This window comes from Desulfobacterales bacterium, assembly GCA_029211065.1.
Lineage (GTDB): Bacteria > Desulfobacterota > Desulfobacteria > Desulfobacterales > JARGFK01 > JARGFK01.
In genome coordinates this window covers 31,667-43,696 of record JARGFK010000005.1, presented here as the reverse complement: position 1 = coordinate 43,696, position 12,030 = coordinate 31,667, and the positions used below count along the sequence as shown (strand labels likewise).

Annotated in this window: 8 protein-coding genes; 6 read left to right on the top strand and 2 right to left on the bottom strand. The window is 49.8% G+C overall.

The annotated features are described in order from the left end of the window. The first annotated feature begins 27 nt into the window (after positions 1-27). From P1P89_02255 to P1P89_02240, 4 genes are all read left to right on the top strand, one after another. The gene (locus P1P89_02255; GenBank protein ID MDF1590312.1) at positions 28-1,254 is read left to right on the top strand and encodes a response regulator; all 1,227 of its coding nucleotides are present in this window, start codon (positions 28-30) and stop codon (positions 1,252-1,254) included. A gap of 5 nt (positions 1,255-1,259) precedes the next feature. Beyond that, the gene (locus P1P89_02250) at positions 1,260-1,700 is read left to right on the top strand and encodes a response regulator (GenBank protein MDF1590311.1); all 441 of its coding nucleotides are present in this window, start codon (positions 1,260-1,262) and stop codon (positions 1,698-1,700) included. A 164-nt stretch (positions 1,701-1,864) separates the two neighbouring features. Continuing rightward, complete coding sequence (locus P1P89_02245; GenBank protein MDF1590310.1) at positions 1,865-4,000, top strand: ATP-binding protein; 2,136 nt, start codon at positions 1,865-1,867, stop codon at positions 3,998-4,000. Further along, positions 4,000-5,406: a sigma-54 dependent transcriptional regulator gene (locus P1P89_02240; GenBank protein ID MDF1590309.1), complete on the top strand. Its 1,407-nt coding sequence runs from the start codon at positions 4,000-4,002 to the stop codon at positions 5,404-5,406. Before P1P89_02245 ends, P1P89_02240 begins: the two co-directional genes overlap by 1 nt. Before the next feature lie 369 nt (positions 5,407-5,775). On the opposite strand, the gene P1P89_02235 is transcribed toward P1P89_02240, so the two are convergent. Together P1P89_02235 and P1P89_02230 are read right to left on the bottom strand one after the other, a co-directional pair. Further along, positions 5,776-7,311: a PAS domain S-box protein gene (locus P1P89_02235; GenBank protein MDF1590308.1), complete on the bottom strand. Its 1,536-nt coding sequence runs from the start codon at positions 7,309-7,311 to the stop codon at positions 5,776-5,778. 879 nt (positions 7,312-8,190) lie between these two features. After that, on the bottom strand, positions 8,191-8,448 hold the full coding sequence (locus P1P89_02230) for a CBS domain-containing protein (protein MDF1590307.1): 258 nt from the start codon (positions 8,446-8,448) through the stop codon (positions 8,191-8,193). A 694-nt stretch (positions 8,449-9,142) separates the two neighbouring features. Here P1P89_02230 and P1P89_02225 point away from each other — a divergent pair. Both P1P89_02225 and P1P89_02220 read left to right on the top strand, forming a co-directional pair. Then, on the top strand, positions 9,143-10,474 hold the full coding sequence (locus P1P89_02225) for an SLC13 family permease (GenBank protein MDF1590306.1): 1,332 nt from the start codon (positions 9,143-9,145) through the stop codon (positions 10,472-10,474). A gap of 484 nt (positions 10,475-10,958) precedes the next feature. Beyond that, entirely contained in the window at positions 10,959-12,005 is a 1,047-nt protein-coding gene (locus P1P89_02220) for a sulfite exporter TauE/SafE family protein (GenBank protein MDF1590305.1), read from the top strand. The last annotated feature ends 25 nt before the right edge of the window (positions 12,006-12,030 follow it).

Below are 12,030 nucleotides of genomic sequence, written 5' to 3'. Positions count from 1 at the left end.
CTGCGTCTCTGCGGGAGAAATCAAAACTTGAAACACAACGAACTGTTAGATAATAACCATCATATGGACACCGACATCCGACTATTGCTGGTTGACGACGAAGCCGACTTTCGCCGGGCGCTGGTCCGGCGGTTCGGGCGAAGAGGGCTGAATCCCGAACAGGCCGGAAACGGACAGGAGTGCCTGGCCGTTCTGGCCGACCATCCGGTTGATGTGGTCGTCATGGACATAAAAATGCCCGGGATGACAGGGATTGAGGTGCTGGCCCAAATTAAGGAGAAGCACCTCCAAACCGAAGTCATCCTGCTGACCGGCCATGCCTCCACCCAGGACGGTGTCGACGGAATCAAATCCGGCGCTTTTGATTACCTGACCAAACCCATTGAATTCGAACATCTCCTGAGCAAAATTCAGCAGGCTTATGAAAAAATACTGCGTGAGGAGGAAAAGCGCAAAGAGGCCGAGTTCAGAGCAAAAATGGAGCAACAGATGGCCGCAGCCGAACGCCTGGCGTCGCTGGGCACACTGGCTGTTGGTGTCGCCCATGAAATCAACAACCCGCTGGCCATTATCCGGGAATCGGCCGGATGGCTGACGCTGCTCCTCAAAAGAAAAGAGCTGGCGGAATCACCCTTTAAAAAAGACTTTGAACTGGCGCTCCAGAAGATCGAGAAGGGAGTCGAGCGCGCCAAACGCATTACCCACCAACTGCTGAGTTTTGTCCGCAAACAGGATTCGTCTTTTTCGCACATAAACCTGCCGGAGCTGGCGGATGAAACCATCGGACTGGTTAGGAAGGAAGCCCTGGACAAAGGGATCGCCGTGGAAGTAAAAGCCGAATCTTCTGTCGACAGTATCTGGAGCGATCCTTACCAACTGCGCCAGGTGCTGCTCAATCTACTGTCCAACGCCGTTCATGCCACCGGAAAGGGCGGCAGCATCACGGTGACGATTGAATCCCTCAAGGGCGGCCTTCAACTGACGGTGCGAGATACCGGCACAGGGATTCCCAGGGAAAACCTGAAACATATTTTTGAGCCGTTTTTCAGCACCAAAAATCCGGGGGAAGGCACCGGTCTCGGCCTGTTTGTCACCCGCGGAATTTTGGGCCGCCTGGGCGGCTATATCGAAGTTGAAAGCAGCCTCGGTCAGGGAGCGACCTTTCGTGTGTGGCTGCCGCAGCGGCATGAACCCCGGATGGAATTGCCGGAAGATACGTATGCCGATATACTACAACAAATAAAAGGAGAATAACTGACATGATCAAAATACCGACCAGGGTATTGCTTGTGGATGACGAAGTTGACTTTGTGGAAATGCTCAGCCTCCGGTTGAATGAGGTCGGTGAAAAGGTAACACCGGCCCACAGCGGGAGGGAATGCCTGGATATTCTGGGACAAAAGGTCATCGATGTCGTCATTCTGGATATCCGCATGCCGGGGATGGATGGGATTGAAACGCTGCGGGAGATCAAAAAAAGATTTCCGCTGGTGGAAGTGATGATGCTGACGGGTCACGGAACCACTGAAACGGCGGTGGAAGGGATGAAACTCGGGGCATTCGACTACCTGATGAAACCGGCCGACTTTGATGAATTGCTGCTGAAACTGGAAATCGCCCGCAAACGAAAAGATGAACAGGAAGAGCGCATCAGAAAAGCGGAAGCCAGACTGCTGCTGAGAAAAAGCGGGGATATTTAGTAAAGAATCCTGGCCCAGGGTGTCAAGTTTTGGCTACCCCCGGAGGGAATTTGTTTGTAATTTGGTCTTTGGAATTTGTATTTTTAAACACAATAATCCAAGGCAAATCCGGTTAACTTTGAACTGACCCTGACGGCTCGGTTTTCTATGCTGGAATAAAATTAATGCAACCACCGGGAATCCATAAAAGAATTTTCATCACAGTGACCATTGCGACGCTTGTCCTTTTGGCGTTCGCCCTGGTGATGGGCTTAAAGTCAACCCGTCAGACGCGTGACCTGGTTACCGAACAGTTCAACCAGCAACAACTGATTATTGCCCGCAATGTAAGTCTTTTAATTGAAAGAGAACTGGACTTTTTAAAAAAGGAAATTAAACTCTTAAGTAAAGATATTTCCGCTGAACCATTTGAACCGACGGCCAATCTGGAAATAATCCAGAAAAGCTTCCATCGCGTCATTGAAAGCGGTGTTTGGCGCATAGAAGTCGCCGATCTTCACAGCCGCAACAGCTATCGCTACTTGCCGTACAGTCGTTGGTCTGTTACCGAAGATGCCGATGACATTCAAATCAAACTGCCGACATCGGATCAACCGGCCGGCAGCGATGCTGTCATATCGCAACCGCAAATTAAGCCGCACGGCATCATCCTCACCCTCGCTTTGCCGCTTGCCGGCGATGCATCAAAACTGTTAATATTCAACGTTAACGTTTCATGGTTGCTGACTCCCTTTCTCAGCAGCATCCGTTCCGGTAAAACCGGCTATGCCTGGGTAATCGATCAAAACGGAATCTTCCTTTTCCATCCTGTTTCCGATTTTGTAGGGAAAAACGCCTCCGAAGTTAGAAAAGAAAAAGACCCCAGTTTATCCTATAATGTTATCAATTTTATTCAGCAAGAGAAAATGCTCAAAGGCTTGGAGGGTGTTGACTGGTATATTTCCGGCTGGCACCGCGGCATTATCGGAAAAGTCAAAAAGTTGATCGCCTATACCCCCATTGCCGTATCCGCTAATCCGCCCCAGCAGTGGTCGGTGGCGGTGGTCGCCCCCGTTGCAGAGGTTGAAGGCGCCCTGAAAAAAGGAGCTTTATGGCAATTGCTGCTGCAGGGGTTCGTTCTGTCCGTCATTCTGCTGGGCGCCGGCACAGTTCTGTTTGTTGTCTTGCGGTGGTCGCGAACCCTTGAAAAGACGGTTGCACAACGAACCGCAGAGCTGAAAAAATCAGAAGAAAAATACCGTTCCCTGGTGGAAAGCGCCGAGGACTTTATCTTTACGGTGGATGCTGACGGCCGGTTTCAATCCATGAACAGTTTTACGGCCAATTTCTTCGGCGGCTGGCCTGAAAAGTTTTTGGGCAAACCCCTCAACAGTTTATTTCCCGATGAAATCACCGAAAAGCAGGTTAAACTGGTACGCCAGGTCTTTACGCTGGGAAAAAGCGCCCGGGATGAATTTAAAATAAACTTGGGCGAGACTGAAATTTGGCTTAGCGCCAATTTCATGCCCATCAAAAATGAAGCCGGCGAAACCGGATCGGTCTTATGTATCGCCCGTGACATCACCGAAAGCAAAAATCTGGAGAACCAGTTGATCAATGCCGAAAAACTGGCATCACTGGGGACCCTGGCGGCCGGAGTCGCCCATGAAGTCAATAATCCTTTAGGCGTTATTTTAGGTTTCTGTGACATCCTGCTGCGCAAAACGGAAAAAAACTCGCAGAATTACGAAGATCTGAAGACCATTGAACGGCAGGGGTTTCATTGCAAGGAGGTTGTTGAAAACCTGCTGAGTTTCGCCCGTTTTGGGGAAGGCGACTATGAGTATTCGGATCTCAATCATTGTCTGACGGAGATCATCAAAGTCGTGCGGCATAACCTGGAGATGAATAATATCGAGCTGATCACCCGGTTTGCAGACAATATCCCGCTGGTGAAAGGAGAATTTCGACAACTGCAGCAGGTCTTTTTAAATCTGATCAACAATGCCGTTGCGGCCATAGAGAACGGCGGCGTCCTGCAGATTAAAACAGATTTTGAAAAAGGCAGCCGCAAAGCCGTTGTTCAATTTCAGGACGACGGCATCGGTATTCGTCCCGAAGATATGGATCATATTTTCGAACCCTTTTTTACAACCAAGCCGGAAGGGGCCGGAACCGGACTGGGCCTGTTTGTCAGCTACGGCATTATTTCAAAGTACGGCGGCTCCATTGATTGTGTCAGCGCCACCGAAACCAACCTCGGCAAAAAAAAGGGGACGCTTTTTACCATTAAATTGCTCACGAAACCGCGGGAGGAATAATGGTCGGTAAAATTTTAGTTGTCGACGATGAAAAAGACATGCTGCTGCTGCTGCAGCGGATTATTTCCGAAGAAACCGACCATGAATTGCACACCGAAACCAATCCATTCCGCGCCCTTGATTTGTTTAAAAATAATCATTTTGATCTGGTGATAACCGATTTAAAAATGCCCAAAATGGACGGCATCAAGCTGCTGGAAGAGGCTAAAAAGATCCGGCCCAAGACCTCGGTGGTCATCCTGACGGCGTTTGCCACCATCGATACTGCGGTGGAAGCGATCCGAAAAGGCGCTTATGACTACATCACCAAGCCGTTCCGGCGTGAACGCATCCTCCTGACCATCGACAAGGTCATGAAATGGCAGCAGATGGTCAGAGAAAACCTGGAACTGCACCAGGCCCTGGCGGAAAGCGGCCAGTTCTCTTCTTTGATCGGTTCGACCCGTGTGATGGGCAGTATATTCGAACGCATCCGACAGGTCGCACCCACCATGGGAACCGTCCTGATAACAGGACCCAGCGGGACCGGCAAGGAGCTGGTGGCCCGGGCCATCCATCAGCACAGCTTACGCCGAGCCAAAAATTTTATTACCATCAACTGCACCGCCCTTCCGGAAGAAGTGATCGAAAGCGAGCTTTTCGGACATGTGAAAGGCGCCTTTACCGGCGCCTGGAAGGACAAGAAGGGACTGGTGGAAGAAGCCCATGAAGGCACGCTGTTTCTGGACGAAATCGGCGACCTTTCAACGCGTTTGCAAACCAAACTGCTGCGGCTCCTGCAGGAAGGCGAATATAAGCCGGTGGGCAATGTCAAAACGTTCAAGGCGGATTTGCGCTTTATTGCCGCCACCAACCATGATCTGGCCGCCGACATCCAGGAAAAACGTTTTCGCGAGGACCTATACTACCGCCTGAACGTCATCCGTTTTGATCTGCCGCCTCTTAAGGATCGAAAGCAGGACATCCCCCTGCTCTGTTTTCATTTTCTGAAAAAATACACCCGCATCAATCAGAAGGATATTGGCGACATCTCCACTGCCGCCATGCAGGCGCTGATGGCGCACGACTACAAAGGAAACGTGCGCGAGCTGGAGAATATCATTGAACGCGGCGTCATTTTCTGCCGGGGCGACTCGTTGGAACCGGACGATCTCTCAATTGAAAGCGCCCAAGATCACCTGGCGCCGATAATGGCCCCGAAAATGGCGGACATCTCCTTTAAAGAGGCCAAAGACAACATGATCCAACTGTTTCATAAGTACTATATCGAAGCGCTGCTTCGCAAAAGCGGCGGCAACATCAGCCGGGCGTCTGAGATGGCCGGGATTCAAAGGCAATACCTTCATCGGCTGATGAAGGAAGCAGGGGTGGATGCCGATATGTTCAAAGGTGGAAAGGACATATGATCGGAAGCACTTAGTATCTTAATTAATCGTCTCGAAAGAGTATTGACACATTCGTAAAAAGTCCCAAATCCCGTCATGCCTGCGTAGGAGACTGTGTCGTAATTATAAAAGCCAGAGATCCAAGATTTTTCGTCATTCCGGGCTTGACCCGGAATCCAGAATGTTTTCAAGTGGGTGTTCATCTGGATGCCGGACCAGGTCCGGCATGACGTGGAGAAAAAGAATCCATTTTAACAATTATGACACAACCTCGTAGGCAGGTATCCAGCCACGCTTTAGCGTGGTGAAATCACTGGATTCCGGCTCTCCGCTACGCGCAACCTGCCCCGGTGAAAACAGGGGGCCGGAATGACATATTTAATTGCCGGGTTAATGTGCTTTGCCATCATCCGGATTCTCTTTTCCTCCGGTGGAGTGGAATATATCGAGAATCGTTCTATTAAGGTATGCTTCTTCCCTGTACGTGAGGAATGCCGAATTAAAAGCCGCTGTCACCTGGGCTATCTTTTCATAGGCATTGCCCACTTCGCCAGAGGATTCCTTCAAAGAAGCCAGCGTTTCCTTCATTTGTTTCAAGATGTCGCCGGGAGGTCTTCCGTCGGCATGGGTCCGAACAAGACCATCGAGAGACTTCAAATCTTCCGCCATACACTCCCTTGAGAAGAGCAAAGACGCCAGATGGGTATTCAGGTAGTGACACATGCTTCCGGCCGCATTGCGCAGGACCCTGTTTCTCTGATCCTCCATGGCTTTGGTGATGTTGTGGGCGAGGCCTTCATAATGAACAAGATCTCCGGCATCATTTATTTTTGCCCGGGCAGTGATCGCCACTTCGACAACCTCTCCCGCCCTGTTTTTTAACCTGACACGCTTGCCCGCAACATAACCCTTCTCCCTGAGCTCGGCAACAAGCTCTTTTCTTTCGGAAGGGTCGACATAGGTTTGCATGATATTGAAACCAAGGGCCTCTTCTCTGGTTTTGAAACCGAGAAGTTTGAGACCGGCGTCGTTGATATCCATGAAGATTCCCTCCGGCGTGACGGCGTAGGCCATGTCGTTTGTGGATTGAAAAAAGCTGCGGTATTTTTCTTCACTCTGCTTCAAGGCGTCCAGAGCCTTCTTCTCTTCGGTAATATCCCGGATTACGTGATCGATTCTACGGACCCGGCCCCCGCCCCCTTCGGCATACACGATCCGGCCTTCATCCAAAACCCATTTGACCCCCTTATTGTTACTGACAATCCTGTAGGAAAGATCTGCAAACTCAAGCTCGGAAAGCGATTTGTAGAACTGTCTGACCTTCTCCGAATCTTCGGGATGAACAAATTCCATGATATGTCTATTTCCGGAGCGAAAGTCCCTGAGTGGTATTTCATAGAGGACTTCGGCCGAAGGGTTGATGGCAAGGATTGAAAGATCATGGGGTGAAACTGAAACGACGACATCATTCATGGAATGCAGGATGCTTTCAAACCTGTCCTTCATCTTCTGGAGCTCGATCCGGGTCTTTCTCCTTTCGGTGACATCCGTGAGAGCTCCCAGTATCGCCGGACTTCCGGCGCATTTGATGACGTTCACCTTCATCTCCAGAATGCCGTCTTCTTTAGGCCGCATCATGGTAAAGTCGATCCTGTCGGGAAAACCGCCGGTTGTTATTCTTTCTGCAAAAAACGTCGTTACTGCTTTCCTGTCCGAAGGAACGATCAGTTCCGCAAATTCCGTTTCCAAAACATCTTTGGGGCTTTTCCGGCAGATTTCATAAAAGGCCCTGTTTGCAAACACGATTTTCCCGTCTCTGATAATGACAACACCATCATTGATATGATCTACAATTCCGCGGTAGCCGATGTCCCCATTACAAAAAGCAATTTCTTGCGCATCTGAGGTCGTTCCGTATTTTGCCATCTTTACCTCCGAACATTGTTATATAGAATGTCGTGGTGCATTACTCATCCGTGTTTGTTCAATTCACATGACAGGACGATGCTTTTCTTGAAGCAGCCTTTAGCGTTGCTGTTATAATCAAGTATCAGGATGGGACCATCTCGAAAGGTTGACCGGCCAAAATCAGGCAACGCTTCGTCCTTCGTCCGAGAGCATTACCAATTTGTTACTATTAAATCGGCAATTAAACAGACCCATTCTTCATTACATTTTGTCATTCCCGCGCAGGCGGGAATCCAGTATTATCAACAACTTTTCTGGATTCCGGCTCTCCGCTACGCGCAGCCTGCCCCGGTTAAAACAGGGGGCCGGAATGACATATTTAATTGCCGGGTTAATAACGAACGACTACCGAGTCATTCCCGCGCAGGCGGGAATCCAGTCTATTGACATATATCGAAATACAAATCAATTAACAGTAACATATTTCGAAATCGATATCATCAAATCTTTGGCATTTTTTCATTTTCTATAATCTGTCTCCGAAACTCCAAGCAAAATTGTTCATGCCTGAAGAAATAAGGCAAGACAAATCAGAAAACAAGTGTTGCAGGCGTGCCAAAGACAAGCGAGTGATCTATGGATAACGGTTCCGGAAGACCTCAATCCAGGTGAACTGGCCGGTACCCAGCGACAGTATCTTCACCGGCTGATCAAAGAAACGGGAGTTGAGACAGAGGGGTTTAAAGAGTAAATATCCGACCCCAAAGGAGCCGGCTTTGGTCTAAGCCCAGAGGGCGTGTTTTACGCATAAGTCATTAGCAAAATTCGAAATCCGAATTTGTGCTTCGGATTTTATCTGTTGAGTCTTTTTATACCTTGGATTTTACAAGATCTATGTTATGATTTGTTTCTTTCTCTTGAAAAATAAGCGCGATCTTTCGGGAGCGGTCCTTGCAGACCCAGTTTGCGAAAAGCATCTTCCAGCCGAATCATTCCCACCGGGCGATTGTTGCGAACCACCGCGATCTGGTGGATGCCGTTATTCACCATCAGCTCAACGGCGTGGACAATCTTATCGTTCATCGTTACCGCGGGAGGATACGGCGTGCCTTCTTGATAGGGGACTACTATTTCGATTACTTTTTTTTGGCGCATGGCAGGTTTCCGCTAATGTCAAATGGATAAACAACGGTCGTTTCTATATCTTTGCAAAAGAGGTGCCATTTATTTTAAGCTAATTTTCTCCAGGGTAAATCCGTCCAATTGCTTTTATCAGGCTTAATTTCCCTGTCTTTTCACCACAATCCTGAAAAACGTTGCGATTCGGGAATCGGTGCTAATGATGCATCCGTCTCTTCGGGGTGACACCGGTGTAACCCCCGGGTTGACGCAAGACCCTTGCAAAACGCCCCATAGAAAATCCCCCTTGCCTCCTTTAATAAAGGGGGAATACGCCTCCTCCCTTTTATAAAGGGAGGTCGGGAGCCTGACCGATAACTCCCTCTCCCATCTTGGGAGAGGGTCGGGGTGAGGTTTACCCGCCTACGGCGGCGCCGAAAAAGCGACCAGGGGTGTAACTATCCGAATTTATTTCCCCCCCTCACCTAACCTCTCCCCACAAGGGGGAGAGGAATTATAGGTTATCGGACAGCCTCTCGGGAGGGATTTCAAGAATGCTTGGTTACACGATTTTTTTGGCACATAATTTGCTGTTCTGATGATACCGATCTTTTTTAGAGATATGCTGAAAACTTTCTTGCATTGAAAGTGCTTATAAAATAAATAACCCCTGATTTGTGATGGATGCCCACGTTCTATACAGAGTTGATTTATAGCGAAAGGAGTTGTCATGGAGCCGTTAATGCTTGTAGCGATCATTATCTTTCTGATCAGTATCTTTCTGGTGATCACCGGGTTTATTGATACGGTCATCGCCGCTTTCCTGGGTGTATTCGCCATGATCGTCTTCGGCGTCATGACCGACCTTGATGCCTTCAAGGTGGTGGACTGGAACGTCATTTTTATCCTCATCGGCATCTGGATCATCGCCACCTATCTGGGCAAAACCGGCCTGCCGGAATACATGGCAACCAAACTCCTGATTCTTTCAAAAGGGAATGTGGCCCTTTTCATCACGATGATCGGTACGGCCTCCGGTTTTATCTCGCTGCTGGTGGACAATGTGGTGGTGGTCCTGATGATGGCGCCGGTCTTGTTTGCCGTCAGCCGGGAGTACAAATTCCCGGCTTACGGCGCCATCCTGTTTGTGGGTCTGTGTTCAAATTTCATGGGGACCGGCCTGCTTTTGGGGGACCTGCCGCCCCAGCTCCTGCATTCCGTCACCGGCATTGAATTTGACGGGTTCCTGTGGCATTCCGGCCGACCGTCCTCCTTTTTTGTGCTCACCGCCACCTATGCCTTCGTAATTCTGGTTTTCTATTTCATTTTCGCAAAAAAACTGCGCGGCCAAAAGATGCAGTTTGACCCTGCCGAACAGAACCCAACGAAATACATCAAAAACAATCTCTTTGCCTGGCTGGTCTGCCTGTGCTTTGTCGGGACCATCCTGTCCATGGCATTCCGGCCGGTGTTCGGGGTCCATCTGGGTTGGATCACCCTGTGCGGCGCCGCCATCCTGGTGTTTCTACTGGAAATCTTCAAGAAAAAAGTCGGCAAGGTTCCGACATTTGAAGAAATCCTGGCTGAGCTGGACTGGCGCGCGGTCATGTTTTATGTAAGCCTGTTCGCCCTGGTGGGCGGTCTTGAAAAAGGCGGTGTCATCGAAGCGGTCGCCCACTGGCTTGTTCCTTTTATCCAGTCGAGTCTGGTGTTGGGAACCACCGTTTTGTACTGGGTGTCTGCGGCCATTTGCGGCATTGTCGAGCATGACGCCTATATCCTGACACTGCTCTATGTCATCCGCGATCTATCGGCCCAATCTCCCGACGTCCAGCCCTGGCCGCTCTACTGGGCGCTCTTGTGGGCCGGCACCCTGGGGAGCAACCTGACCATCGCCGGCGCGCCGGCCCTGTTTGTGGCCGTCAACCTGGGAGAAAAAGAAGACGGGCGCAAGGTCCCCCTGAAGGAATTTTTAAGTTACACCGTTATCTATGTCCTCGTCTCACTGGTTGTTTGCTATGCCATCACCATGGCGCTGTGGGTATATCCCTTCATGAAATAGCGCCTCCGCCGACACGCCTTTACCATAGAGGCCTTCCCGTTGTCATAACCGTCCAAAGACAATGGGAAGGCCTTTTCTTATATGGGGCCGGGGAAAAGTGGCTGGATTGATGATTGATGATTGTTGATTTTTACATTAAGAGTTTTCCAATCATCAATCACCAATCATAAATCCCACCCCTGTCCCCTCCGGCATGACGACCGCCGGTCGGCATTGTAACCCCGCAGTTTACAATTTACTCCGGACAAAATCTCAGCGAATTTAAATCCGCGCCAATGATTTATATAACTATCTGAATTCAAACATAAAATTCAAGCGCTAATTGTTTTTTTATTGTTTAAAAAAACATGGCACACAAATTGAATTGATTATGGACGAAGCGATCCTTTGAACAGGCAGTGGTCAATACTTAGAGAGTCGAATGGAGAAAAAATAAAAGTTTAACCAACTTGAAACATACAACAAAACCAAAGGAGGTATTTCTATGGAAAACGTCAAATCAGAAAAAAAAGCTGGCTGGGAAATCGCCCGCGAGCTTGAGGCAAAAAAGCCCACCATAGGCCAAAGAGCCCTTCTGAGCGGCAAACAGGTCCGGATGTTGTTGATGTACTCCTGCGCGTTTATTGGCCTTTTTCTAATTGCAATCTGGCTGGCCGGGAACCCCTTTGAGTTTACGCAAAGGCTCCCTTCGGCTTTTGTGAAAGCCAAGGGATGGATGGGCACCGACAACTGGATGATCATCTGGTGGGTCATTTTAATCTGCGCCTTTTTCGAATACATGGATTCGGCCGGCGGCATGGGTTACGGCACGGCGCTGACCCCGCTGATGCTCATGGCCGGGTTTGATCCCAAACAGGTGGTCCCTTGCGTCATGATCACCGAGATGTTCACCGGGCTGATGGCCGGAGTCATCCATGGCGAGTTTGAAAACGTGGAATGGAAATTCAGCCCCATGAACGAAACCACCAAGCTTGTGATAATCGTGGCCATAATCGGAATGATATGTGTGGGTTTTTCCATTACGGCGGCTTATAAGGTTTTCAAGGTCCATAAGTTCTGGATCAAGCTTTACGTGGCGATGCTGCTGATTGTCATGGGGGTCTGTTCACTGTTGACCTCCAAAACCTATGTTAATTACAGGCCCAAATGGATGTGGATGTTTGCGGCGCTGGCCGGATTCAACAAGGGCATCGGCGGCGGCGGATACGGGCCGGTGGTCACGGTGGGCGGCCTGCTGGCCGGTGTCCCGGTCAAAAGCATGGTGGCGGTCACCTCGCTTGCCGAGGGCGCCACCTGCCTGTTTGCGGTGATCGTGTGGTTTGCGTTGCTCAGCTCCGGTGTGATCGTCGACTACATGCTGCTGCCCTCGTTTGTGATCGGAACGGTGCTGGCCGCTATAGGCGCTCCTTACACCACCCGGGTGCTGCCGGAAAAGTTATGGAAGACCGTGGTTCCGGTTTACTGCTGTATCCTGGCTGTGATCTGCTTCTGGAGGCTGTGGCCTGATATTCAGAAAAGACTCCTTTCCTGACAGGAGATCTTGGGAGCGTCCTGCC

Excerpts from the sequence above, each read along its gene's own strand:
- P1P89_02250 (MDF1590311.1), top strand. The coding sequence starts at position 1,260 with ATGATCAAAATACCGACCAGGGTATTGCTTGTGGATGACGAAGTTGAC.
- P1P89_02245 (MDF1590310.1), top strand. The coding sequence starts at position 1,865 with ATGCAACCACCGGGAATCCATAAAAGAATTTTCATCACAGTGACCATT.
- P1P89_02240 (MDF1590309.1), top strand. The coding sequence starts at position 4,000 with ATGGTCGGTAAAATTTTAGTTGTCGACGATGAAAAAGACATGCTGCTG.
- P1P89_02235 (MDF1590308.1), bottom strand. The coding sequence starts at position 7,311 with ATGGCAAAATACGGAACGACCTCAGATGCGCAAGAAATTGCTTTTTGT.
- P1P89_02230 (MDF1590307.1), bottom strand. The coding sequence starts at position 8,448 with ATGCGCCAAAAAAAAGTAATCGAAATAGTAGTCCCCTATCAAGAAGGC.
- P1P89_02225 (MDF1590306.1), top strand. The coding sequence starts at position 9,143 with ATGGAGCCGTTAATGCTTGTAGCGATCATTATCTTTCTGATCAGTATC.
- P1P89_02220 (MDF1590305.1), top strand. The coding sequence starts at position 10,959 with ATGGAAAACGTCAAATCAGAAAAAAAAGCTGGCTGGGAAATCGCCCGC.